The following is a 25,208-nucleotide window of genomic DNA, read 5'->3' as shown; positions in this document are numbered from 1 at the left end:
AATCAATTGGCCGTTCCCGGGACCAAAGTCCCTTACCTGCAAAGGGGAAGTGGTTGATTTCTCTTCCCAAAATCGATATGTTAAAGTTAAAGAATAACGCTGCAGAACGGGTGAAAAGTAGTGGCTAAAAAAAGAGTCTTGCTGTTATCTGAAGGGTTCGGCGCAGGCCATACACAGGCCGCTCATGCACTCTCCAGCAGCCTGCGCCAGTTGTCCCCTAGCGTACAGACCAAAGTTCTCGAGCTCGGGAGCTTCTTGAACCCTAAAATCGCTCCACTGATCATTTCGGCCTACAGAAAGACCATTACGACTCGCCCAAGATTGGTCGGGTACATGTACCGCCATCAAAAATCCTTTAACCGTTTTACCGCTTTAGCGCTTCACCGAATGTTCTATACAAGCACCAAGAACGTGGTCAGGCAGCTCCGACCCGACATCATTGTGTGCACCCATTTCATACCAAGTGCGGTCATCTCGCGTTTGAAACGGCTGGGCACGAACGTGCCCCTGTGTACCGTTATAACCGATTATGATGCTCACGATACATGGATCAGCCCTGAGGTCGACCGATATTTCGTGTCCACGCCGGAAGTGAAGCGAAAGCTGCTCAATCGCGGGGTTTCCCAAGCCAAAATTCAGGTCACCGGCATACCGATCCATCCCGACTTCTGGACGCATCCGAGCAAGGAGGAAATCCGGGCGCGGTTTAACCTGTCCGATATGCCTACCGTGCTGGTGATGGGCGGAGGCTGGGGCATCATGAATGACGAAGTTGTGCATGAATTTCTGACCCGATGGCGAGAAGAAGTCCAGATCATATTTTGCCTCGGCAATAATGACAAGGGCCGCGAGGAGATGGAGAGCAATTCCAGGTTCCAGCATCCGAACATCCGGATATTGGGCTTTACGCGGGAGATCGACAAGCTGATGGAGGTGTCGGATCTGCTCGTTACGAAGCCCGGCGGCATGACATGCACCGAAGGCCTGGCCAAAGGAATTCCGATGCTGTTCCATCAGCCCCTTCCGGGACAGGAAGAAGAAAACTGCCAGTACTTCACGGCACAGGGATTGGGAGAGCCCATCCATTCCCTGGAGGTTCTGGGCAAATGGATGAACAAGCTGCTTCATCAATACGACCTGATCCAAGAACAACGGGCGCAAAACTTGCAGGACATCGAACGCTTTCATCCCATGCAAAGCGCCCGCAGCATCATCGACATGCTGGAAAACGAAAAGGTGTACTCCTGAATAAGGAGCACACCTTTTTTGCTGCGTTTTATCGCGAGCAAATCACCCGAATGGATAGATTTTCTTCTATTATAATAGTTGTAAACGCTATCACAGAGAGAAACTATCACGAGTAGATGTTAGTTTCCGTATTTTTCAAGGCGATTCTGATGGTATGAAGCAAGGGCTTCCTTGCCTACGATCGCCTCGCAGCGATGAATTTGCATGCCTTGGCCGACGAATTTCGTTTCGTATTCTGTCATGACATGCTCTTCGTTCAGCCCGTCGCGATGCAGATCCAGCGAAATGTTCGTCATTTGCAGACCATAATCGGCAAAAGCATTCAGGGAGAATTCGAAGAGCGTGACCGAATCGGTCTTAAAATGGATCTCCCCCCGCTCGTTCAGGATCCGGGAATACTTGTCCAGAAAGCGCGGATGCGTCAGACGACGGCGTGCATGCTTTGTTTTTGGCCACGGATCGCTGAAGTTCAAATATAACCGTTCAATCTCGCCGGGCTCAAAAACCTCTTCGACATTCTCGATATTAAACAGCGCCAGCTTCAGATTCGGCGGGGTATCGACTCCCTCCTGGGCCCAGACATTGCGCCCCTTCTCGCTTGCGCGGCGAATCAGCTCGTCGTACATGTCGACGCCGATGAAATTCACTTGCTGATGCTTGTAACTCATCTGGCTTATAAATTGGCCCTTGCCCATGCCGAATTCGACATGGATCGGAAGGTCGTTGCCAAATAACGAAGCCCACTTCCCTCTATATTGACCGGGGTCCAAAACGACCAGGTCTTCCTGCTGCTCCAGATTTTCCCGTATACCTTTTCTTCCGCGTAAACGCATGTCATACCTCCGAAACTTTCCAAGTAAATTTAGAATGATATCCCGATACTGCATTTATTGTGACGAAGTTGATCCCAAAAGTAAAGAGTCCCATAGAAAAAGGAACCTACGCTCTGCTCAACGCAGAGGCTTTAGGTTCCTTTTTCTTATATTTGGAATTGGGGTTCCGCGATAGTTAAACTGTGAATAGTCTACCTTTCTTCCGACGTAAAATCAAACGTCTTCTCAAAGGCGGCCCGAATCTTGCGACGTGCCGAAGCCTTGACTCCCTGGTCGGAGTTAAACTCCACGCCGGTAAGGGCTAGGGCTTCATTCGGGGTAAGCTCCACAGCGATTTTGTCTTTACTGTCATTCTTTACTGTCGATGAATTCATTCGTAATCACCTCACGGTATTATTGTATCCATGACGTCACACAAATATGAATCCTATCCGTTATATACCCATGCCAAAATTGCTTGAATCATCTTTTTATTTTTCTATTTTAAATATACCAATTATATGCAATCCATTCAAGTAACAACGTCTTAATTAGGCTTGAAGACCTGTATATAACGCAATCCTTTATTTTTTGTTACAATGGACGTAGCTGTTTCATTCAAGTAAAAGGCCAGTAAATTATGGGTTGCCAGGGCCTTGGCTGAACCTGTCTCAATTCAACTTAAGCGGCTATAAAGGAGCAAACATGAGCACACCACTTATACCCGCCCCGACCTTATGGGGCGACAAACGTTTTCATACATGGAATTACGAGATGCGCGGCCAGTTCCAGGAGAAGGTATTCAAGGTTATGCTGGATGCCGGCTTTACGTGTCCGAACCGTGACGGCACGATTGCCAAGGGCGGATGCACCTTTTGCAGCGCCCGCGGCTCCGGCGATTTCGCGGGAAGGCGGCGGGATGATCTCGTTACCCAGTTCAACACCATCCGTGACCGGCAGCACCAGAAATGGCCGAACGCTAAATATATCGGCTATTTCCAAGCCTATACCAACACGTATGCTCCGGTCGAAGAACTTCGCGAATATTATGAAGTCATTCTGCAGCAGCCGGGGGTTGTCGGATTGTCGATCGCCACACGTCCCGATTGCCTGCCTGACGATGTCGTGGAATACTTGGCGGAGCTGAACGAGCGAACCTATCTGTGGGTGGAAATGGGGCTGCAAACGATCCATGATTCCACTTCGGAGCTGATCAACCGGGCCCATGATACCGAATGTTATTTGGAAGCCGTCGAGAAGCTGCGCAAACATAATATCCGGGTCTGCACACATATTATTTACGGGCTTCCGCAAGAGGATCATGACATGATGCTCGCCACCGGCCGGGCGGTCTCCAAGATGGATGTGCAGGGAATCAAAATCCATCTGCTGCACCTTATGCGCAAGACGCCGATGGTGAAACAATACGAAGCCGGGCTGCTGCGATTCCTGGAGCAGGACGAATACATCAGCCTTATCGTGGATAGCCTGGAGTTTTTACCTCCGGAAATGATCGTCCATCGCCTTACCGGAGATGCTCCCCGGGATCTCTTGATCGGACCGACGTGGAGTCTCAAAAAATGGGAAGTGCTTAACGGCATCGACGCCGAGCTCAAGCGCCGGGATACGTGGCAGGGTAAATTGTGGGGGGTATCCTGATGGGCTTCCTCTCGGTTTTAAGTTTTGCCCACAAACTGGTGTCCGAAAGGCTCCGTCCCGGAGACATCGCGCTGGATGCAACCGCCGGAACCGGAGCCGATACGCTGTATTTAGCCAAATGCACAGGCTCAAAGGGCAAAGTGTATGCCTTCGATATTCAAGAGCAGGCGCTGCAGCTGACTCGGGAAAGGCTGGACAAGGAGCAGCCCGGCACCCTTGCGGAGGTTAGCCTTGTTCTTCAGAGCCATTCGCTTATGAGGGAGTGCGTACCTGAGATTGAGCACGGCCGCATGGGTGCGATCATGTTCAATCTCGGCTACCTTCCGGCGGATTCATCGGATAAACGGATCATGACGGAGACCGCCAGTACGCTCACGGCCCTGGAGGCTGCGATCGAGCTGCTCCGCCCCGGGGGCATTATCACCATCGTGCTGTATCCAGGCCACAAAGGCGGCGATGCCGAGGCGGACGCGGTCCAGGCTTGGGCGGGGGAATTGCCCCAGCACAAAGTGCAAACGATTTTGTATCGCGGCCTTCAGCGCTCCGAAGCGCCATATCTCATTGCACTGGAACGAAAGAAGCCGATATGATATAAGTTCTAGGAGAGGTACCGCACTTCACATCCATAGAATATTCCAAACATGATGAAAGGTAGATGATTACAATGACAAAACCATATCCATTGTTGTTCCAGCCTGAATTTAAAGAACGCGTGTGGGGAGGCCGGGCACTAGAGCAGTTCGGCTTGGATATTCCTGAAGGACATATCGGGGAAGGCTGGATGATCGCCGACCATCCGAACGGCACGACCAGCATCGTGAACGGCGAGCTTGCCGGACGCGGCCTGGATGAGGTCCGGGAGCAATTCGGGCGGGAATGGTTCGGAAGCAAAGGATTCTCCGAGGTTAACGGACGTTTTCCGCTCCTGATCAAGCTGCTTGACTGCAATGACAACCTCTCCGTTCAGGTCCATCCGACCGATGACTACGAAGGGCTTCCGAAGGGAGAGCTTGGCAAGACCGAAATGTGGTATGTGCTGGATGCTAAGCCGGACGCCAAAATCATATACGGCCTGAAAGAAGGCGTGAACCGGGAAACCTTGAAGGAAGCCATGGAAAACGGCACCGTTATGGACCAGCTTCAAGAAGTGTCCGTAAAGGCCGGAGATACGTTCTACATACCTGCGGGAACCGTGCATGCGCTCTGCGCGGGCGTTGTGGTGGCGGAAATCCAGCAAAACTCGGATACGACCTACCGGATTTTCGATTATAATCGACCGGGTCTTGACGGTAAGCCGCGCGAGCTCCATATCGAAGACTCCTTGAATGTGACGGCCTATGAAGGATCGGGAGCAACCACCATGAGCACGGAAGGAACGGTGCCGGGAGAATGGCTTGAGCTTGCCAAATCCCCGTATTTCGTCGTGGAAAAAGGCGTCGTGAGCGGAGCATGGTCCTTGTCCACTTCCGCGGAAAGCTTCACGATCGTCGTTGTATGCGACGGCCAAGGAACCCTCAGCTGGGATAACGGCTCCATCGATTACACGTCAGGACAGTGCTTCCTGCTGCCTGCGAATCTGGGTGCCTATACATTGGACGGGCAATCCACGGTTCTGCGTTCATATTTGCCTTAAACAGGGTATAAATAAATGATATAAACCATTCGTTCTTGCGGAGGTGCCAGCCCTAATGATGCAAACCGACACGTTTACGATGCTGAATACGCAGGGTATGCATGTTTTTGTATATGAATGGCTGCCCGGCCCGGATGACCCCATTCGTGCCATTGTGCAAATCGCGCATGGCATGTGCGAAACCGGCAAGCGCTACGAGGAGCTTGCCGAATTGCTCACGGAGCACGGCTATGCCGTATACTGCAACGACCATCGAGGCCATGGGCTAACGGCCGGGCTTACGCATCTCGGCGATGCCGGGGAAGACGGCTTTGAAGGAATGATCGAAGACCAGCTTCTTCTTGCTTCCGAGCTCAAGAAGCGCCATGCGAGCGTTCCGCATTATTTGATGGGGCACAGCATGGGATCCTTTTTGACGCAAAAAATCATCTGTTCGGACGGTGAATTATTCGACGGATTCATCCTGTCAGGCACCAACGGTCCCCAGGGACTACTGACGTTCGGCATGAGCTTGGCGGCCGCGCAAATGCGCCTGCAAGGAAACACGCACCGGAGCCTGATGCTGAACGCCCTGGTGTTCGGTCCTTACAACAAAGGATTCGGTCCTATTCGCACGCCGTTCGATTGGCTATCCCGGGATGAAGCCGAAGTGGATAAGTATATCAACGACCCATACTGCGGCAAGGTGTGCACCGCCCGCTTCTTTCGCGATTTCTTCAAGCTGCTGTCACAGATCCACCAGCCTCAATTGATGAAATGTCTTCCGAAGGATAAGCCTGTCTATATTTTCTCGGGCGAGGATGATCCGGTCGGACACCGCGGCAAAGGCGTGCGGCGGTTGATCGAATTGTATCGGAAGCATGGCGTCCAGGACCTCGAATACCGTTTGTATCCGGGCGGCCGCCACGAAATGCTGCACGAGACCAACCGTGCCGAAGTGGCAGCCGATGTGCTCGACTGGCTCGAACGGCACACAACCGGCTCGGACAACGTACCGCAAGAATCGATACGAGTGATGTAACAAAGCGTGATGCCAAGACACATAAAAGGGATGCCCCGGGTTTCTGAAATCCAGGGCATCCCTCTTATTATGCTGCTAAGCAGTTCGTTAGTGTATACAGAACCTTTGAAATTGGCAGCGTTAAGGCTCAATCGAAGCACCTTACTCATCATCGCTCGGCGTGCGATCGACGATCAATTGCGTGACCTGGGTGTACTCTCCTTGCGCTACCTCGTCCTCGGTAGCCTCTTCGCGCAGATCGTCATTGGTTTCCATGCCCGGTGCGATGGTCGGCTCGTCAGACGAAAGCTGTTCTTGCCCCTTCCGATTGTCGTTCATAACATCCCCTCCTCATCGGTTGATGCCAATTAGAATACCGATGCCAGGGCTGTTTTATTCCTGAAACGCCTTTAGATAGGGCTCGTTATGATCGCAAAAGGGTCGCTAAAGAGCGGGGCCGCCGGTTCCTGGCAGCCGAAATTAAGCAATTACGCCAAAACAACCAGTCCGTGTCACAACCAATCTGGGAAAAGGCTTGTCCCTCGTTTCCCCTATTATGCCTGCGTCGCCAACTCCAAAGGCATCGTGTAGTACTGGGGCTGCCCTGTTTCGTTCTGCTGGTACAATACCAGCAGCATCGTTGCGCGTACCGCATGGTCCGGATAGCCCGTACCACCTTGAATGGCATCGTCGAGGTTGAATGGCAGCACCTCGATCATCGCATGCTTCTGAAGATCACGCTCCGTGATCCCAAGATCGGCGAAATCGGCGGATAGTGCCGCGGGGTCTTCCACGATTTTACGAACATTGGCGTTCCACTGCGCTTTGTCTTGGGCATGATCCCACCATATTTTGCGCGGCTTGTATTTATGGCCCAGGAAATAATCAAACTTCATCAGACCGGAAACCACGTTCATGTTCGGCGTGTTCCGAAACTCCAGGAAGGCCGTTAACCGCGTAAACAGGTCCTCGAGCTGATGGCCGATTTTTTGCCAGCCCTGTCCTTCCCAGTAGTCGCCAAATTCTTGGAAGAAATCAAACGGCGACGTAAATTCATGCTTCATCAAATAATTGAGGGTGTGGTCCATTCGGTGTGCATTCCAATACTTCTCCAGCACATCCTCCAGTCTCTTCAAACGGACGATATCCGAGAACGGAAGCACGTCGCTGCCAAGGATCTCATACGGAGCATGGTCCATGTAGGTGTAGTTATACTTGTCCGCATCGATCCTCAGCCCGGTTCCCCGCAGCATCTTCAGGAAGCCTAACTGCAGCTCCTCCGGTCCAAGGGCAAACACGTCGTTAAACGTTTTGCGGAACGTATTGTAATCCTCCTCCGGAAGCCCTGCGATCAAATCCAAATGCTGGTCGATCTTGCGGCTCTCCTTGATCATCGTCACCGTGCGTGACAGCTTGGTGAAATTCTGGCGGCGCTTCACCAGCTCGTTGGTCGGATCATTCGTGGACTGCACGCCGATTTCAAACCGGAAAATGCCGGGAGGCGCATGGTTCGCCAAATATTCCAGCACCTCGGGACGCATGATATCCGCCGTAATCTCAAACTGGAACACGCAGCCGCCATGATTTTCAATCAGGAACTCAAACATTTCAAGCGCGTAATCGCGCTTAATATTAAAGGTGCGGTCTACGAACTTGATCAATTTCGCTCCGTTCTCGATCAGGTAGAGGATATCCGCCTTGGTCCGTTCAATATCGTAGTAGCGAACTCCCACCTCAATGCTCGACAGGCAGAACTGGCAGCTGAAGGGACAGCCCCGGCTGGTCTCAAAATAGACGACCCGCTTCCCGAGATGCGGGATATCCTCCGGAAAACGATGCGGGGAAGGCAGCTCGGCCAGGATGCTTTTCGGTCTTCCCGGGTTCACGATAATCTCGTCCTGCTTGCGGTATGCCACGCCATACACGAAATGGAATTTCCTGTCCCCTTCGATCGTTTGCAGCAAGTGATGGAAGGTCTCCTCGCCTTCGCCCATGACGATAAAGTCGACATTGTGCAGCCGTTTCATCCAATACTCCGTATCGTAGGATACTTCAGGTCCACCCAGTATGATCGTGACCTCCGGCATAATCTTCTTCACGATATCGATCACTTTAATCGTTTCTTCAATATTCCATATATAACAGGAGAATCCGATCACATCCGGCTTGCGCTGGAACAGGTCGGAGACGATATTCATCACGGGGTCCTTAATCGTGTACTCCGTCAATTCGATATCGAAATCCTTCTCGCTGTATGCCTTCAGGCAGCGAATGGCCAAGGAGGTGTGAATGTACTTGGCATTCAAGGTTGATAGTATGACTTTCATGGTAGGGTCCACTTTCCTTCTACATAATGTTAATTTATTCACCGAACGGTTTATCCTGAGTGATGAAACGGGAAAAAGCCATGATTTCCGCCTGTCATGCAAGACTATTCTTCATAGTCATACAAATCGTCCCCGTCATTCGACGCGCTCTGACCATTCAGGAAGAATTCCAGGAACGGACGTCCGTATTTACGGAATTTCACTTCGCCGACCCCTTTGACGTTCAGCATCTCATCCTCGCTCTGCGGGCAGACCACGCTCATCTCGCGCAGCGTTGCATCGTTAAAAATGATGTAGGACGGCACATGCTCCTTGCTTGCCAGCTCGCGCCGAATCAAACGCAGCTGCTCGAACACCGTCTCGTTAACGGCAGACGGCGAGTAGTCGCGGCGGCTGCCGCTGCGTTGGCTGCCTGCAGCCTTGGAAGGCCGCGGAACGCGCTGCATCACTTCGCGCTGGCCCTTTAACACGTCGGCCGCCTCGCTTTGAAGTTTCACGACGGGATATTGGCCTTCGGTCAGCGCCAGGAACCCTTCCGAGATGAGCACATTGATCGTCTCGGATATTTCCTTCTCCGTCCGGTTCGACATGACGCCATAGGTTGGAAGCCGGTCAAAGCCGTATTCCAGCACCTTTTTCGCCCGCGAGCCCTTCAGCACGGAGGCGATCATCGACACGCCAAAGCGCTCGCGCATCCGGTGAATGCAGGAGAAGATTTTCTGGGCATCCACCGTGATATCCACCAGCTCCCGGTCGTCCGTGCAGGAGCTGCACGTACCGCAGGGCTTGTCTTCGTGTTCTTCCCCGAAATAATCCAGCATTGCGCTGCGCAGACACCTTGTGGTGTAGCAGTAATCGATCATCTGCTGCAGCTTTCGGTAGTCGTTCTGCTTCCGCTCGCCCTCCTGGGGGTTCTGTTCGATCAGAAATTTCTGCGTCATGATATCCTGGGCGCTGAACAGCAGGATGCACTGGCTGGGCTCTCCGTCCCGCCCGGCACGGCCGGCTTCCTGGACGTAAGACTCCATATTTTTCGGCATATTGTAGTGGATGACGTACCGAACGTTGGATTTATCGATCCCCATGCCGAACGCGTTCGTTGCAACTATGACGCGAATATCGTCATACAGGAAGGCCTCCTGGCTGTCCGCTCGCTCCGCATCGCTCATGCCGGCATGATAACGTCCGGCAAGTAGCCCCTTCGCCTGCAGGCGCTGGCATAAATCATCCACCTCTTTCCGGGTGGCAGCATAGATGATGCCCGGCTGGTGGGTATGCGAGGCCGCATAATCCAGCACGAACTCCCGCTTGTTTTCCCCGCGAAGCACCGACATTTCCAGATTGTCCCGCCCAAGTCCCGTCACGAACACCTGCGGCTGCTCCAGTCGAAGCAGTCGCTGCATGTCCTCCATAACCTCCGGCGTAGCCGTCGCCGTAAAGGCCGCGACAATCGGGCGGTTCGGCAGCCCTTTTACGAAAGGAGCGACGGAAAGATAGCTGGTCCGAAAATCATGACCCCACTGGGATACGCAGTGCGCTTCGTCGACAGCAACGATCGAAATGTCGAGGCCTGCCATCTCCTCACGGAACCAGTCCAGCTCAAGCCGTTCCGGGGCGACATATAACAGCTTCAAGTCACCGCGCTTGGCCGCGCGTATGCGCTCGTTCACTTCCTTGCCGCTGAGCGTGCTGTTGATATATGCCGCCGCCACGCCCGCCGTCGTAAGTGCATCCACCTGATCCTTCATCAGGGAGATCAGAGGCGATACGACCAACGTCAGGCCCGGGCTGAGGAGTGCCGGGATCTGATAACAGATGGATTTGCCCCCGCCCGTCGGCATAATCCCGAGCGTATCCTGGCCGGTTAGCAGGCTCGCGACGATTTTCTTCTGTCCGTCCCGAAAATCGGGATAGCCGTAATATTTTTGCAGGTATTCCCGCGCTGTGTCCATATTCATCGATTCTCTATCATTTGTTTCCACATTCATGGATATAAACTCCTTATTTCACCTTGGTTTTCCGTTTTAGAAAGCCCTCATCCTTTAAGTTTAACGGCCTTTCCATGAATGGGCAACCGAATCGGGGAAGGAAATTGCATTCGACGAGCAGAATTTCATAAATGTGGAAATACGTCTCCTATCATGCAGAGCCATTAAAACGAAGTTGGTGATCCCTAATGAACGATGAACATGCCGAAGCCGTGCGGCAAACCATTCAATATATGAAGGAGCATCTGGACGAGCCGATGACAACCGAGCTGCTCGCCGATCTCGCGGGGTACAGCCCCTACCATTTCTCCAGGATATTCAAACGGGTAACCGGCATTTCCGTCAGGCAGTACCTGTCCGCCCTCCGGGTCGAATCGGGCAAAACCGAGCTCCTTCAAAGCCCCTCCCTGCTTGTGAAAATCGGAATGAACATCGGTTTGGTAAGTCCGGGCACCTTCAACACCCGTTTTAAGCAGCTTGTCGGCCTGTCTCCGAAGAGGTTCCGCTCCACCACCGAGTCCCTTCATCGTTATGTGAATCAATATGAGCATAAGCCGTTAGCCTGGGCAGGGGAAGAATCGCAGGCTTTGCCCCGGATTCGCTGCCGGATCGAAGCTCCCGAGGCGTTCCGCGGCATGATTTATGTCGGTCTGTTCCCAAGACCCGTGCCCGATCAGAAGCCCGTAACCGGTACGGCCGTCAACCTCAAGAATCGGACCTGCACCTTAACCGGCATGCCGGCCGGCACGTATTACGTGCTGGCCGCGGGCATCCCCTGGAGCCTCAATCCAAAGGATTATTTTCTGCTGGGCAAATCCCTGCGCGGCAAACTGGAGGAGCCTGTCCATATCGACAGGGGAACCGATCTTGACGTGAAGATTGCCTTACGGGAGCCTCTGCCCCATGACCCGCCGATTGTGGTTAACCTGCCGCTGCTCTTGTTTGAGAAGGATCGGAATAACAGCGCAAGGTAGAAGAATTTTCGATGTACTTGTCCATTTATAATGGAACTGCAAGAAGAGTTGTCTGGAACAATCAGCGCTATATGATGGAGGAATATACATGACCATTATTCAAGAAACCGTGATTCAGGCCGATGTGCAGCTCCTGTGGAGAGCATGGACCGAGTCCGCAAGGATAACCGAGTGGTTTGCGCCGGCTGCGGAAATCGAGCCGAGAGCGGGCGGAAAATTCGAGCTGTATTTTAACCCCTCCGATCGCGAATCGATGTGCACCGCCGGGTGTACCATTTTGCGGTATGACGAGCCACGCGTGCTTGTTTTTGAGTGGAAAGGACCCGATCCCTTCGCGGAAACGATGAATCAAGGCGAGCTGACGGCGGTTAAGGTTGCCTTTTCCCCTGAGGCGGACGGCACGAGAATAACCCTGGAGCATACAGGCTGGAAGGATTCCGAAGCGTCCCGGCAAGCCCGGGAGTGGCATATCGATGCGTGGAAGGGGATGCTGGCCAGCTTGAAATCCAATATCGAATCCGGGAACGGGATTCTGTGCTGCAAGTAAAACAAACCATGAGCGGAGGAGTGCGAGCATATGCCAAACCTATGCGTTCTATCGATCAATGTAAGCGATATACAGCAAGCCAAACAGTTTTACTGCGATGTTCTGGGATTCGAAATCTCCAGGGTTTATGATGATCAGATCGTCAGCTTGAAGCATGAGGGCATGTCTCTCGTTCTGCAGAAATGCGACCGTCCAACGAATACGGAATACCCGCATGAGGCACAGGTGATCATCGGAATCGAGACCCCGGATGTAAACGAAGCCATTGCGAACTACAAATCGAAGGGCGTCGACGTCATCTTCGATACGCCCAAGCCGTGCCCTCCCGGGCTGTACAGCGCCATCCGCGACCCGTTTGGCAATGTGATCGAGCTGCTGGAATTTACGGAGTAATCCATCCGTTCGGCAGCATCAAAGTTAAAAGCATATGAAGTGAATCCATATAAACGCCAGAGGGATAAAGCTGCATGCAGCAGGTGTCGTTCTGATAGATAAGGCCAGCCTGAGAAATCCGGTTGGTCTTTTTGGAGTTTGGGAGCCGCCGCTGCCTCCCTCTGGCATTCCTCCGCCTCTGTTAACGTTGAACCCGATCCGGGTAAGAACATAGTAATGCTGCTTCAAAGGCGGAGCATGGGCAGATTAGGAATCGACGGTTTCGGAAATAATAGGTACTCGAACTGATATATTAACTACACAAGGGGAAATTTCATATGGATATGACACCAGAACAACGCGTGACCCTGCATGGGTTCAACAACTTGACGAAATCGCTCAGCTTTAATATGTATGACGTCTGCTATACGAAGACCCGGGAGGAACGGGAAGCGTACCTTGAATATATTGATGAGCAGTACAACGCGGATCGGCTGACAAAAATATTGAGCCATGTGGCCGAAATCATCGGCGCGCATGTCCTGAACATTGCCAAGCAGGATTATATCCCGCAGGGCGCCAGCGTGACGGTGCTAGTCTCCGAGGGCCCCGTCGTGGAGGTGCCGGAGGAATCCTATGACGAATCGCCGGGTCCGCTGCCGGATAACGTGGTGCTCCAGCTCGACAAGAGCCATATTACCGTCCATACGTATCCGGAATTCCATCCGGACGAGGGCATCAGCACCTTCCGGGCCGATATCGACGTGTCGACCTGCGGGGAAATCTCACCGCTCAAAGCCCTGAACTACCTGATCCACTCCTTCGATACGGATATTATGACGATAGACTATAAAATCCGGGGATTCACGAGGGATATTCACGGACACAAGCTGTTTATCGACCATGAGATCAGCTCCATCCAGAACTATATTCCGGACGAAGCCAAGGAGCTGTTCGATATGATCGACGTCAACGTATACCAGGAGAACATCTTTCATACCAAGTGCAAGCTGAAGCAGTTCGACCTGGACAACTATCTGTTCGGTTACACGAAGGATAAGCTGTCCGAGGCCGAGCAGCAGGAAATCACCGAACGCATCAAACTGGAGATGGACGAGATTTATTACGGCAAGAACATGGACCGGAGTTACTGAATGGCTTGCTTGCGGCAGCTATTCTTTTCTTGCATGGCCTTCATGCGAGCAAGCAAACAGGCCGGGCTCCCAGGAGCCCGGCCTGTTTGCTGCTTCTATGGCTTCACCCTAGAAATCGACTTTCGGAATTAGAATTCACTCTGTTTTTTAAATCAAATGGCCTGTTTTTTGTATGTTGTCATTCTCCCAGGTTCCATACAATGAAAGTGATTTACTTATTACCCCATTCCAACCAGAAAGGAGGAGCCGCTCTACCATTTGTGAAAGCGCATACGGAATGCTGCGCACCAGCATCCGAACCATAAGGAGAAAGGTGGCTGAACATGAAGCATGGAAGTAAACTCCGCTTGCATCGCAAGCTGTTGGCAGCGGCTCTTACCCTCCCCATGATCATCACGGGGAGCATCGAGTCGTTAGCGGCGCCCTCGCATCAAGCGGCAAGCAGCACGCAGCAAGGTGCCACAAAAACCAGCCGGATTCAGCTGGAGTATTTGGATAGGGGGATCGTATCGGCCTCAACTTCAGAGGGCAACTTTCTGAGCTGGCGATTGCTTGCCGGAGAAGTAACCGGTTATGACGACCAAGGGCTTACCGGTCCGACCTTTCATGTCTATCGGGACGGCAACCTAATTGCCGTCGTCGAGAACAGCACCAATTACCTGGACCGATCGGGCACGTCATCATCCTCCTATTACGTATCTGCCGTCGTGAATGGAAAAGAGGTCGACCAGAGCCTCACCTCCACTCCCTGGTCCTCCCCCTATTACGATCTGAAGCTAAACAAGCCGGATGGCGGAGTCACCCCGGCTGGGGAGCCTTATACTTACTCTGCCAATGACGCCAGCGTCGGCGATGTGGACGGCGATGGGCAGTACGAGCTTTTTGTCAAATGGGACCCTTCCAACTCCAAGGACGTTTCCCAAATCGGGTATACCGGCAACACGTACATTGACTGTTATACACTGGAGGGCATCCTGCTGTACCGGATCGACCTCGGCGTCAACATCCGTTCCGGCGCCCACTATACGCAGTTCATGGTGTATGACTTTGACGGGGACGGCAAAGCGGAAATGATGCTCAAAACGGCACCGGGCACCAAGATTCTTCGCTATGATCCAGCCGGCAACATGATCTCCCAGAGATACATCACGCTGCTGCCCGAGGATATGAAGGCCGGATATTCCAATCAGGACGATTACCGGCTGAGCAAAACCGGCTACTACGAGCACATGGTAAACCTGTTCATGAACTGGCATCAGCATGAAGAGGTCGTAAGCGGCCGCTGGCCGGCCACGCTCGAAGAAAGCTTCGGCATCGATAAGAAGTACCATTATCCGTTATCCCGTACCGATGCCGAAAGCCTGGTCGATCACTTCATGGACACCTATGCGCCGCAGCGAAGCGCCCGCAACAATCTCCGGGCATTCGAAGGGTTCATCTTGGATGGTCCGGAATATCTCAGCGTATTTGAAGGCGCGTCCGGCAAAGAGCTCGAAACGATCCGGTATAAACCCGGCAGGCATGACGACGGGCTCATGTGGGGCGATTATGCCATGGCCCGGATCGAACCCGGCAATCGCGTGGATCGCTTCCTTGCCGCCGTTGCTTACCTTGACGGGGAACAGCCCTATGCCGTATTCGCCCGCGGTTATTACACCCGATCCACACTCGTATCCTACAAGTGGAATGGCCGGCACTTAAGCGAGCATTGGGCTGTGGACAGCGGCTGGACCCCGATGACCAATCCGTTTAACGACAGTCCGCATGGCCTTGACGGGAGCGATGCCGCATTCGGTACGTTAACGACGCAAGGGGCCCACTCGTTAAGCGCGGCTGACGTCGACGGCGACGGCAAACAGGAAATCGTCTACGGTTCGGCAACGATTGACCATGACGGCACGCTGCTGTACAGTTCCATGGATGTGCTCCCTCCTCAAAGCGCGGATCCGGGAGCGATGGCACGCCTTGGTCATGGGGACGCCATGCACGTCACCGACATCGATCCGGATCGGCCGGGTCTTGAGATCTTCATGGTTCATGAAGGCGGTGCCTACGCCCCTTACGGCTATTCCCTCCGTGATGCGGCAACAGGCGGGCTCCTCTACGGCGGCTATACCGGAAAAGACACCGGACGCGGCATGATCGGCGATATCGATCCCGATCAGCGGGGACTCGAAACATGGGCCGTTGGCACGTGGTCTGCAGATGGAGAACAGCTCTCTTCGACCATGCCGGGCACGAACATGAACATCAAATGGTCTGCGGATATGACCACCCAGATCGTGAATGGTAACTTGGATCAGACACCGGTCATCGAAAGCTGGCGCAGCGGGACGCTGCTAACTGCAGAAGGCACGCGCACCAATAACGGGACGAAGGGAAATCCTGCCCTCGTCGCCGATCTCTTCGGGGATTGGAGAGAGGAACTGGTGGTCCGGACCACGGACAGCTCGGCCCTCCGGATTTACCTGAGCACCGAGGTCACCGACCGTAAGCTCTATACGCTCATGCATGATCCGCAGTATCGGGTCGAGGTTGCCAGACAAAATACAACGTATAACCAGCCCTCTTACACCAGCTTTTATTTCGCATCCGATACGGATTTCTCGGAGGTTCCTATCCCCGTTTATCAATCCCCGGGCATGCTGAACGTGCTGGATCAATTGGTGAGCGAGTATGCCCGCGCAGGGGAACTGGCTAACCCGCTGCTGTCCCGGTTGAGCAATGCCTTGAAGCAGGCAGAGCATCACATAAGCAAGGGCTCCAGGGAACAGGCGCTCAAATTTTTAAATACATTCGTTTCTCAGCTGGAGGAGCATAAGAAACCCGGTGCGATATCGGATAGAGCCCGGATGAACTTGTCCTATCAGGCATGGACGCTCATCATCATGTGGAAATAGCTTAATTCCCTAAAAACAATCGCTAGCCTAAAAAGCCGCCTTCCGGATGCCGATTGCTGATCCGGAGGCGGCTTTGCTTCATGACGATATTAGAATTGAACCGAAAATCCGTTGAACCGGTGAATGCCCGTTCCAAATCGGACAAGATCTTTTTCCCGGAGCTCCTGCACGGCTTCTTTTACTAAGTCCAGCCATGCCGGGTCCAGTCCAAGCGTATTATGAGAACCGAAGATCCGATTTACGCCTTCGATATTCGCGATCCGCTCCAGCGAGTTAACGAGATCCCCGGGACTCGTCGTCGGGTAGAAGGCATATACCGGCGTCTCATCATACAGCAAATCGCCAGTGAACAAGTACCCGCGGTTGGGTTCAAATAACGCAATATGTCCGGGCGAATGGCCCGGCGTATGGTAGATGACCAGGCTTCGCCCGCCAAGCTCGATGACGTCCCCATCCCGAAGCAGGCCGGTCGGCTGCCCCCGATAAGGGGTGTACGCTGCCGGATCGAAGGAATCCGGTACGGGTCTCGTAATATCGCGTGATATATCCTTGCGGATTTGCTCAATCGAAAGCTTTTTAATGCCGCTGACCAGCCAATCCTCTTCGGCCTCATGCACATAAATCTCCCCGTACTGCCCGTGACTGCCGATATGATCTGCGTGAACATGCGTGGTCAGTACCATGATAGGCAAATCCGTCAGCTGATCGGTTATCCGCCTCATGTCGTCGATGCCAAGGCCCGTATCGATCAATGCGGCACGCTCGTCCCCTATCAACAGAAACGAATGCACCTTCTCCCAATGCCCGTACTCACTGATGGCAAACGTGCCTTCATCCAGCTGCGATACCGTAAACCACGCACCATCGATCACGATGGTATATTGATTATTGTCCATATGTATGTATCCCCCGTCCAGGATTATCGAATGGTGATATTCTCATGATCGTCTTGGAATGCTATCAACGACATATAATAGCTCTTCTCCTCCTCGGAAAGCGAGCTTCTGCCGGATTCGGCACCTTCCATCGTGAAGTGTTTATCCAGAAGCCCCTTGAATTCTTCCACAAAAGCATGGAAGCTTTCCTGCGTTGCACGAAAGAGGTAGGTTCCCGCAAGATTTTTCCTGTGGTGCTCACTCGTACTGTCCAGTGCAAAAGAAGAAGCCGGGGCGGTCTCGATTTTGTCCCGCGTTACATCAAGCGTCTCCATGAATACCTGTCTTGAGGTTTCCACCAAATCCAGGCTTGGCAGCAAATGATCCTCCGGGATGAAGCGGCTTGCAACGGCGCGATAGTATTTCTGCACGATACCGTTCTTCTCTTCCTTCCTGACCACATGGATGATGCCATGCTTCTCCAGCTCCTTGAGATGAAAGTAAATATTGTTCCGCGTGATGCCGAGCATCTCGGCCAGCTGCTGTCCGGTGTAGGCATCCTTCACCAGATTCATCAGCATTTTGGTGCGGAGAGGATCCGCGATCGCTTTGAGCTGCTCATGGGTTTGAATTTTATAGACACCAGTCATTTTCATTTTAACACCTCCATACATTTTACCGGTAAATTAATTTTTACTGTTGATTGGATTTCATCCTACCATGACTTTGATCTATCGGTCAATCCTGACGCAGGTCTCCGGCTTATCAGACGAGCCATTCCCCTTCGCCTGGCGGTTGTGATATAGTATCCACGATCGTCTATTACGACATTATGTTCATCAAAGGATGTGCCTCCATGTTTGACCCGACTATATTCGAAAATCTAAAGGTTGGCATCGAGAATGCGGTTTATGACCTCGACAATCTCGATGAAATCATCCGCGTTTCCGATCGGAAGGACCTTCTGGATATGGCGACCTTGTCCAGAAGTTTTAGCCTCCGATTCGAGCTGGTTCAGCAATCCGCGGCTTCAGCCGAAATTTGCCTGGAGACCGGGCTGCGGGATTTGGCGGCCGAGATTTTGGAAATTCCGGAAGAGCAGCCGGGCTGCGTGCTGAAGCTCCGCTTTCATAAAAACATTGCCGATCCTGCCTACTCGTGCCCGGTTATCGCGCAGATTGTTAAGGAGATATGGAATCCCGAGCTCCCGCCGGTGCAGACGATACGCTACACCTACGGCGACGATGCGGTCCCCATCCATAACACGATCGAGCTTCGCTTTCCCCGCAAAATCAACGAAAATCAGATGGGAGACATTCCGAATATCACGGAGTTCATGCTCCGTACGCTGGTTGAATTAAACCGGATCTAGCTTGCCTGCTTTCTGTCTAGCTGATCATCCTAACGGTGATGTTTCATTAAAAAAAGCCTGCCGCTAATATAGCGGACAGGCTTCTTCGTTCGTATGATATTAAGCAACAACCAACCGGATCCAGATGTCCGAAGGATCTTGAACGGCCCAGACGCCGTCCCGCTGTTCCAGGTGCAGCCCCGCTTCGCGAATGCGGCCGGTTACCGCCTCAAGCGCCTCATGGCTCGGAAGCTCGATCGTATAATTCTCCATTCCCGCAGCGTTCGGAGGCGTATTCGGTACCCCGAGTCCCGCCCAAACATTGAGCCCGATATGGTGATGGTACCCTCCTGCGGATATAAACAACGCTGCTCCCCCATAATGGGCGGTCAGCTCAAAACCCAGCACATCGCAATAAAATGCGCGGGCATCCTGCAGGTTGGACACATGGAAATGCACGTGCCCGATGACGGTCCCTTCCGGAAGTCCAAGCCATTCCTTCTCTTTGGAGAGAGCCAGCAGTCCTTCAACATCGACCGGGTCGGTGGTCATCACATATTCCCCTTTGGCATCGCGCTTCCAGGTATCCCGTGGCCGGTCGGCATAAATCTCGATGCCGTTTCCGTCCGGATCATTAATGTACAGCGCTTCGCTGACCAGATGATCGCCTTGGCCGACCGGCATGTTATGGGCGATCAGATTGGCAAGCGCGAGCCCGAGCGATTCCCGATCCGGTACCAGGATCGCAAAGTGGTACAGGCCTGCCGTCCGGGTCTGCGGCCTTGTCAGGTCCGAAACCTCCTCAATGATCAGCAGCGGCTGCTTGCCGTCCGCCGTCAATTCGGCCACCCGGCCATGCTGGCGCAGCATTTTTAATCCAACGACTTCCGTGTAAAAGCGGACCGATTGTGCCAGATTGCTAATCCGAAGAGAGACGGGTCCGAGCTTTGTGGATGGATGTATAATGGCTGTCATATTCTCACTCCTTGAATGTTGTTGTTTGATTTTTTCAAAAAATATATTCAGGTCTGCGACAGGCTTAACTTGTAATCGAAACAGTTACATCTTACTTGTAATCATTATAGTTACAGGACCATCCCGTTGTCAAACCCAGTAATTAACATATGAACAAAGGCACACCAACCAGGCCCAAAAGAAAACGCCCATCCTGCAAGGATTGAGCGTATCATGTATCATATATCATCTATTCGATGGATGTTCCGTTAGCAGATGCATGGATTTTCCGGACGATTTGCTCCAAATTCACCTCATGCAGCGTATCCTCCATGGCCTTCTGGGCGGCCGAGAACACCGGAACGATCGCCGTTTGAATATGTTTGCCAACAGGACATTTCGCGTCCGAATTCTCGTGAATACCGAACAGGGAACCCTCCTGCACGACATGAACGGCATGATAAATATCCAGCAGCGTAATCCCGGACGGAGGCTTAGCCAGCTTCGCTCCCGCTACGCCGGGTTTCACCTCGACCAGGCCCGCTTTGCTGAGCATGCCGACAATCCGCCGGATGACCACCGGATTCGTGTTCACACTCTCCGCAATATAATCTGAAGTGCTGACGCCAGCCTTATTCATCTCCAGCACGGAAAGAATATGAATGGCCACTGCAAATCGGCTGCTTATGTTCATGCGATCCCTCCTGACGGTCCAAATCTTCAGATGACTAGCATGTAACCATCATAGTTACATTAGACTCCAAAGTCAACGCTCCCGCCGTGTCCATGGAATGATAGGAAAAACTTGCTCATCCATTACGGCACATTGCGATCCTTCCCTAACTTCATGAAAAAAAGCCTCCATCCCGCTTGTGGCTAAGGAGAGGCTTTCTCACCGACGTAACCCGGCCTGAACTTAGAACATCGGGAATACGTATTTGATCAGGAAGTACAAGAAACCAAAAAAGATGATCAGATAAGCAACATACTTGATCAACGTAGAAGCTACCCTGCTGGAGTCGTTACGCTCCTCGATATTGCGGGTCTCGATCTCCACGTCTCGGTCACGCGGTCTGCTCATAGTTTCCACCTCCATCCGATTCGGATTCGCAGATGATGGTTATCTCTTGACGCTTACTACTCTTTACACGCTAGCCCAAGAGTTGAACCAATCTTCCGGAGGCGAGAAATCTTAAAGAAAGCCAATCATGGCAGGCAGAACGATAAAAGAAGCCAGCGTGGTCCACAGAATACACCTGGATACAAGCTTGGGCGCGGCATCGTACTCTTCGGCAAGGATGACCGCATTCACGGCTGCTGGCATCGCTGACAGTATCAGAATGACTGCAAACAAGGTACCCTCAATGGATAACATCGCGAGCAATCCCCAAGCCACCAACGGGCCCACCAGCATTCGCATCGCCATGCCCGACCAGAATCCGCGCTTTGAGACGGCGAGCGACGCTCCACCCTCCCGAACCCCAACCATCTGGGCTCCCAGTATGACAAGAGCCAGCGGGGCATAGGCGGCGGACAGCATGGAAACGCCGGTATTCAACCCTTCGGGGAGCTGGAAATCCGTCAACCGGAAGAGTACGGCAAGCGCTGCGGCGTAAACCGAAGGAAGTGTAAATACGGTCTTGATCGCTTTTACGGCCGAAAAATGAGACCGCGCTGCCAAATACACGCCTAATGTATTCATGATGATGATCTGCACGATGACATACACGGAAGCCTTATCCAGCCCTGCCTGCCCAAATGCAAGCAGCACGAGGGGAAGCCCATAATTCACGCTGTTGGTAAAAATGGTGGTCAAGGCGAGGCCCGATTTCTCCGTCTGGGACAAGCCCAGCATTTTACCTGCAAAGGCGCTGAGCGCCCAGAGGATGATCACGTTCAACAGGCAAAAGGCAACCGTCACCGTCACCTCGTTCGAGGTGATCAAAGCCTTTTCCAGCGTCTCGAAGATCAGTGCCGGGCTCAGCACATATAAAGACAGGGCCGAGAGCCCCTTGGTTTCAATTCCTTTAAATCGCTTTAGCAGCGCTCCGCCGATGACGGGCAGCGATATCGGAAGGAATACGCTGTAAATCGTAGCCAAAAAAGAAGAGATCATGAAGTCCACCCTTATACGAAGTAAAATATCATCATCTCTACATCCTAACCTAAACCTGCGGCATTCGTCCAAGATTCAAAGACTATAGGTCTAATAGGCTCAGGCTTTGATTATGCCATCTTCTTGATGACAAATGACACCGTGGTTCCTCTGTCCCTTGAGCTGTCGATCATGAGGCCCTGCCCATAAATCTGCTTCAAACGGCGGTCCGTGTTCATAAGCCCGACTCCCTTGGTGGCGCGATGTCCGCTTCCCAGCATCCTTCGGAGCTTCTCGGGATCCATCCCCGCGCCGTCATCCGCGATGATCACCTTGGCAGATTCAGCCTCTCGTACGATGCGGATGGTTACGGTCCCTCCCTGGGTCCGTGCCAATACCCCGTGAACGACCGCATTCTCCACGATGGTCTGCATCGTCAAGGGAGGAAGCTTCCATTGCTGCACGGCAACCTCGTCGGAGATATGCCAACGGACACGCAGCCGTTCCCCGAACCGCTCCCCCTCGATATACAGGTAAGAGCGAACCAAGCCAAGCTCCTGCTCCAACGGTATGAAACGGTCCAGGTTGCTGATATCATAGCTGGCTCTCAGATAATGGCTGAATTCTGCGATGAGCGCAATCATCCGGGAAGGATCCACCTCGCTTAGCGAAGCGATCGAATTTAAGGTGTTGTGCAGGAAATGCGGCTGGATTTGGGCCTGGAGCCAAGCCGCTTCCATATGCAGCCTCTCCTTAATGGACTGCTTCAGCTCCAGCAAGGCGCGTACCCTCGTTTTTAATTCCAGGTGATCCACCGGTTTTATCAAGTAATCGTTAGCTCCCGAGATGAACCCCATATGTATGTCCTCCGGCCGGTTTCTGGCGGTCAGCAGCAGGATGGGAAGCTCCGATAGCATATACCTCTGCCGAATCGTCCTGGACAGTTCATACCCCGACATCTGGGGCATCATCACGTCGGAAATGATAAGATCCCATTCTCCCTGCTCCAACAGCTGAAGAGCTTCCTCGGCGCGGGTAACGGTCACGATCCGATACCCCTCGTCTGCAAGCAAATGATGGATGACCTTCAGGTTAACCGGATCGTCGTCAACGATAAGCAGCCTGCCGTCGCTTGGACGGGCAAGCGCCAGAGCCTCCGATTCGGCGTCATCCTGTTCGTGCATATCTGACATATTCGATTGCGTCTCCTTCTCTTTCTCTGGATTTGAAGCCGGGGAATCCGCGATAAACTCCTGTTTATCCGCGTTCTCCTGCTTCATCATATCGTCCACTTTCAGCGTGAACGTAAAGTCGCTCCCCTGACTCGGAGCGGATGTTACGGAAATATCCCCTCCATGGAGCTCAACCAGCTGCTTGCTGATGCCCAGTCCAAGCCCCAAACCGCCTCCCGAAGCGGCAAAACCGGAATCTCCCTGCTCGTAGGGGAGGAATATTCGGCTTAACGTCTTTTCGTCCATACCGATCCCCGTGTCGCGAACGTGGACATAAGCCCTTCCTTCAATGACCTCGGCAGCCACCGTGATACGCCCCGCCTCCGTATATTTGATGGCGTTGTGAATCAGATTGAACATGATTTGAACCAAACGGCTTTCATCTGCCCATACCTTGGGGCCATCCTCCGCGATCTCGCATACGAGCTCGATTCGCTTGCCTTCCGCCATCGGACGGAGCATGTCCAGCACGCCTTGAACAGCCGAACCGAGGTGAACGCTCTGCACATTCAACCGAACGCGGTTGTCCTTCAATAACGAAACATCCAACAAGTCGTCCAGGAGCAGTGACATCCGTCTGCCGATGCCGGTGATCAGCTCCAACTGATTGCGATCCTCTTGCTCCAATACGCTCCCTTTGCGTTCCAGCAGCGTTTGCGCCATGTTGATGATACCGTGCAGCGGATTTCGCAGCTCATGGGACGTATTCGCCAGAAACTCATCCTTCATCTTGTCCGCTCGCTGCAGCTGCTCGGCCTGTTCCCTAAGCATGACGCTGTTTCTGGTAAACCGGATAAACCAGAAGGAAGCAAACCCGAGAAACGCAACGATCAGGTCGATCGGGTAAAAAGGCAGTTCCTTAAAATACCGGAATCTTAAAATTCCGCTTATCATAATGTTGCAGGAAACCGCAACCGCCGACAGCAGGATGAAGATCGCAGCTTCCTTCCGCTCGCTGACCGCCTTTCTGGCTAGCGAAGGCACGAACAGCACGGCGCTTATCAATACCACCGACAAATATTTAGAGAGATGGACCATCAGATGAAACGGAAGCAGCAAATAGACTGCGGCATACGAAACCACAAACAACGTGTAAGCCCGGTAAAAGCCCTCCTTGATCCTCGGCTTTAGCAAATGCTTGGTGCACAGAATCAAGCATAAAGATATCGCGACATAAGCAATAACCTTAAGCTTCACCGCCCATTCGAAAGGGATGCCGGGCAGCCACACCAACAGAAGCTTATCATCGTCGCTCAGCGTAGCCAGCAGCGTAAACAGAATAAGCCCGGCAAAATAAAAAAGCCCTCTGCTTCGATAGCCGATCAAGTACAAAATAAAAACATAGATGACATGGAGCAATAGCACGATGCACACCAGCAGCTGCATGTTCTCGGAGAAGGCCTTTCCCCTCATCACCGCTTCCGCCGTTCCGAATTGGATCGGCAGCCGGATCCCGCCTGAATCGGCATACTGATAGTTGCTCACTTCCACGATGATATCCAGCTCATCACCGCCAGTCGGGGGGATGAGCTCCATATGGGGGACGATTCTGGCCACGTGGGTCTCTGGCAGATCGGACGGATGTCCTGATTCGTGCAATAATTCCCCGTTTACATACAAACGATAGGCTGTACGGATATCGCTGATCCAGATGCCGTAAGTTTTGTTCCGATCCGGTACGAGCAGCTTGAGGCGGTAAGTCCCGTAGCCGATTTGGTTTCCGTTCTCGTTCACGCCCTCCCATGGCCCCGGAACCTGTATCCAGCGCGGGTCGGCGGCAGCCGGCTCTCCTTGGGACGCTCCATCCGGGCCCTTCCATTGATTCGGATAAAAGGCCCACTCCCCGTTCAGGGCGACCCTGCTCCGGTCATCCGCCGGCCAAGCCCGAAGATCCAGCACGCCTTGCCGGAACGGACGTTCCTCGGGTACCGTAATGGTGTTGAACCAGACCAAGCGCACGGAAAGTAAAATCACGATAAACAGAAAAGTAATCCCCAGCAACCTTCTGCCGGAGACGGGCTTCGATTTGATATTGGAATAGATCGACAATATTAACAGTCCTTTATATAACGTATTGTAAGAATCAA

23 protein-coding genes are annotated in these 25,208 nt (G+C 52.8%); 11 read left to right on the top strand and 12 right to left on the bottom strand.

Features of this window, described 5'->3' with window-relative positions:
* Positions 1 to 120 precede the first annotated feature (120 nt).
* Positions 121 to 1,248, top strand: coding sequence for a UDP-N-acetylglucosamine--LPS N-acetylglucosamine transferase (locus JNUCC32_RS00235; RefSeq protein ID WP_015737154.1), 1,128 nt, complete (start codon positions 121 to 123; stop codon positions 1,246 to 1,248).
* 119 nt (positions 1,249 to 1,367) lie between these two features.
* Here JNUCC32_RS00235 and trmB read toward each other — a convergent pair whose 3' ends face one another.
* Together trmB and JNUCC32_RS00225 are read right to left on the bottom strand one after the other, a co-directional pair.
* Positions 1,368 to 2,081 (bottom strand): tRNA (guanosine(46)-N7)-methyltransferase TrmB, encoded by a 714-nt coding sequence (trmB, locus tag JNUCC32_RS00230; RefSeq protein WP_192570744.1) that lies wholly within the window; start codon positions 2,079 to 2,081, stop codon positions 1,368 to 1,370.
* A gap of 191 nt (positions 2,082 to 2,272) precedes the next feature.
* Positions 2,273 to 2,455 (bottom strand): hypothetical protein, encoded by a 183-nt coding sequence (locus tag JNUCC32_RS00225; protein ID WP_015737155.1) that lies wholly within the window; start codon positions 2,453 to 2,455, stop codon positions 2,273 to 2,275.
* Positions 2,456 to 2,765: 310 nt separating this feature from the next.
* Between JNUCC32_RS00225 and JNUCC32_RS00220 the strand changes: the two genes are divergently transcribed.
* The 4 genes from JNUCC32_RS00220 to JNUCC32_RS00205 all read left to right on the top strand — a co-directional run bounded on the left by JNUCC32_RS00220 (position 2,766) and on the right by JNUCC32_RS00205 (position 6,373).
* Positions 2,766 to 3,719 carry a tRNA modification radical SAM protein MnmL/YtqA gene (locus tag JNUCC32_RS00220; protein WP_009589327.1) on the top strand — a complete coding sequence of 318 codons (954 nt, stop codon included), beginning with the start codon at positions 2,766 to 2,768 and terminating at the stop codon, positions 3,717 to 3,719.
* Positions 3,719 to 4,309: a tRNA 5-(aminomethyl)-2-thiouridylate-methyltransferase MnmM gene (locus JNUCC32_RS00215; protein ID WP_192572561.1), complete on the top strand. Its 591-nt coding sequence runs from the start codon at positions 3,719 to 3,721 to the stop codon at positions 4,307 to 4,309. The genes JNUCC32_RS00220 and JNUCC32_RS00215 overlap by 1 nt, the downstream gene beginning before the upstream one ends.
* Before the next feature lie 74 nt (positions 4,310 to 4,383).
* A complete protein-coding gene (locus tag JNUCC32_RS00210; RefSeq protein WP_192570743.1) occupies positions 4,384 to 5,352 on the top strand; it encodes a type I phosphomannose isomerase catalytic subunit in 969 nt (322 codons plus the stop codon).
* Positions 5,353 to 5,407: 55 nt separating this feature from the next.
* Positions 5,408 to 6,373 carry an alpha/beta hydrolase gene (locus JNUCC32_RS00205; protein ID WP_192570742.1) on the top strand — a complete coding sequence of 322 codons (966 nt, stop codon included), beginning with the start codon at positions 5,408 to 5,410 and terminating at the stop codon, positions 6,371 to 6,373.
* A gap of 141 nt (positions 6,374 to 6,514) precedes the next feature.
* On the opposite strand, the gene JNUCC32_RS00200 is transcribed toward JNUCC32_RS00205, so the two are convergent.
* The 3 genes from JNUCC32_RS00200 to recQ form a co-directional block, all read right to left on the bottom strand.
* Positions 6,515 to 6,691: a hypothetical protein gene (locus JNUCC32_RS00200; RefSeq protein ID WP_192570741.1), complete on the bottom strand. Its 177-nt coding sequence runs from the start codon at positions 6,689 to 6,691 to the stop codon at positions 6,515 to 6,517.
* Between the two features lie 215 nt (positions 6,692 to 6,906).
* On the bottom strand, positions 6,907 to 8,679 hold the full coding sequence (locus JNUCC32_RS00195; RefSeq protein WP_192570740.1) for a B12-binding domain-containing radical SAM protein: 1,773 nt from the start codon (positions 8,677 to 8,679) through the stop codon (positions 6,907 to 6,909).
* Positions 8,680 to 8,783: 104 nt separating this feature from the next.
* Positions 8,784 to 10,667, bottom strand: a complete 1,884-nt coding sequence (recQ, locus tag JNUCC32_RS00190; protein ID WP_192570739.1) for a DNA helicase RecQ — start codon at positions 10,665 to 10,667, stop codon at positions 8,784 to 8,786.
* Between the two features lie 188 nt (positions 10,668 to 10,855).
* On the opposite strand from recQ, the gene JNUCC32_RS00185 reads away from it, so the two are divergent.
* The 5 genes from JNUCC32_RS00185 to JNUCC32_RS00165 all read left to right on the top strand — a co-directional run bounded on the left by JNUCC32_RS00185 (position 10,856) and on the right by JNUCC32_RS00165 (position 16,614).
* Positions 10,856 to 11,641 carry an AraC family transcriptional regulator gene (locus tag JNUCC32_RS00185; RefSeq protein ID WP_015737161.1) on the top strand — a complete coding sequence of 262 codons (786 nt, stop codon included), beginning with the start codon at positions 10,856 to 10,858 and terminating at the stop codon, positions 11,639 to 11,641.
* Positions 11,642 to 11,729: 88 nt separating this feature from the next.
* A complete protein-coding gene (locus JNUCC32_RS00180; protein WP_192570738.1) occupies positions 11,730 to 12,188 on the top strand; it encodes an SRPBCC family protein in 459 nt (152 codons plus the stop codon).
* A 30-nt stretch (positions 12,189 to 12,218) separates the two neighbouring features.
* A complete protein-coding gene (locus JNUCC32_RS00175; RefSeq protein WP_015737163.1) occupies positions 12,219 to 12,581 on the top strand; it encodes a VOC family protein in 363 nt (120 codons plus the stop codon).
* A 317-nt stretch (positions 12,582 to 12,898) separates the two neighbouring features.
* Complete coding sequence (gene speD / locus JNUCC32_RS00170; protein ID WP_009589344.1) at positions 12,899 to 13,714, top strand: adenosylmethionine decarboxylase; 816 nt, start codon at positions 12,899 to 12,901, stop codon at positions 13,712 to 13,714.
* A 323-nt stretch (positions 13,715 to 14,037) separates the two neighbouring features.
* Positions 14,038 to 16,614 (top strand): rhamnogalacturonan lyase, encoded by a 2,577-nt coding sequence (locus JNUCC32_RS00165; RefSeq protein ID WP_192570737.1) that lies wholly within the window; start codon positions 14,038 to 14,040, stop codon positions 16,612 to 16,614.
* An 89-nt stretch (positions 16,615 to 16,703) separates the two neighbouring features.
* On the opposite strand, the gene JNUCC32_RS00160 is transcribed toward JNUCC32_RS00165, so the two are convergent.
* Positions 16,704 to 17,510: an MBL fold metallo-hydrolase gene (locus tag JNUCC32_RS00160; protein ID WP_192570736.1), complete on the bottom strand. Its 807-nt coding sequence runs from the start codon at positions 17,508 to 17,510 to the stop codon at positions 16,704 to 16,706.
* Positions 17,511 to 17,533: 23 nt separating this feature from the next.
* Entirely contained in the window at positions 17,534 to 18,139 is a 606-nt protein-coding gene (locus tag JNUCC32_RS00155; protein ID WP_192572560.1) for an ArsR/SmtB family transcription factor, read from the bottom strand.
* A gap of 206 nt (positions 18,140 to 18,345) precedes the next feature.
* On the opposite strand from JNUCC32_RS00155, the gene JNUCC32_RS00150 reads away from it, so the two are divergent.
* On the top strand, positions 18,346 to 18,861 hold the full coding sequence (locus tag JNUCC32_RS00150) for a hypothetical protein (RefSeq protein WP_192570735.1): 516 nt from the start codon (positions 18,346 to 18,348) through the stop codon (positions 18,859 to 18,861).
* 99 nt (positions 18,862 to 18,960) lie between these two features.
* On the opposite strand, the gene JNUCC32_RS00145 is transcribed toward JNUCC32_RS00150, so the two are convergent.
* The 5 genes from JNUCC32_RS00145 to JNUCC32_RS00125 all read right to left on the bottom strand — a co-directional run bounded on the left by JNUCC32_RS00145 (position 18,961) and on the right by JNUCC32_RS00125 (position 25,170).
* The gene (locus JNUCC32_RS00145) at positions 18,961 to 19,815 is read right to left on the bottom strand and encodes a VOC family protein (protein ID WP_096776446.1); all 855 of its coding nucleotides are present in this window, start codon (positions 19,813 to 19,815) and stop codon (positions 18,961 to 18,963) included.
* Positions 19,816 to 20,044: 229 nt separating this feature from the next.
* On the bottom strand, positions 20,045 to 20,488 hold the full coding sequence (locus JNUCC32_RS00140) for an Rrf2 family transcriptional regulator (protein WP_192570734.1): 444 nt from the start codon (positions 20,486 to 20,488) through the stop codon (positions 20,045 to 20,047).
* Between the two features lie 222 nt (positions 20,489 to 20,710).
* The gene (locus JNUCC32_RS00135; RefSeq protein WP_009589346.1) at positions 20,711 to 20,875 is read right to left on the bottom strand and encodes a hypothetical protein; all 165 of its coding nucleotides are present in this window, start codon (positions 20,873 to 20,875) and stop codon (positions 20,711 to 20,713) included.
* A 111-nt stretch (positions 20,876 to 20,986) separates the two neighbouring features.
* Positions 20,987 to 21,910 (bottom strand): AEC family transporter, encoded by a 924-nt coding sequence (locus tag JNUCC32_RS00130; RefSeq protein ID WP_192570733.1) that lies wholly within the window; start codon positions 21,908 to 21,910, stop codon positions 20,987 to 20,989.
* Between the two features lie 110 nt (positions 21,911 to 22,020).
* Positions 22,021 to 25,170 (bottom strand): ATP-binding protein, encoded by a 3,150-nt coding sequence (locus tag JNUCC32_RS00125; protein WP_192570732.1) that lies wholly within the window; start codon positions 25,168 to 25,170, stop codon positions 22,021 to 22,023.
* Positions 25,171 to 25,208 lie beyond the last annotated feature (38 nt).

The organism is Paenibacillus sp. JNUCC32, from assembly GCF_014863545.1.
GTDB lineage: Bacteria > Bacillota > Bacilli > Paenibacillales > Paenibacillaceae > Paenibacillus_AQ > Paenibacillus_AQ lautus_A.
Note: the sequence above shows the minus strand (reverse complement) of the source record. Positions and strands in the feature narration are given on the sequence as shown.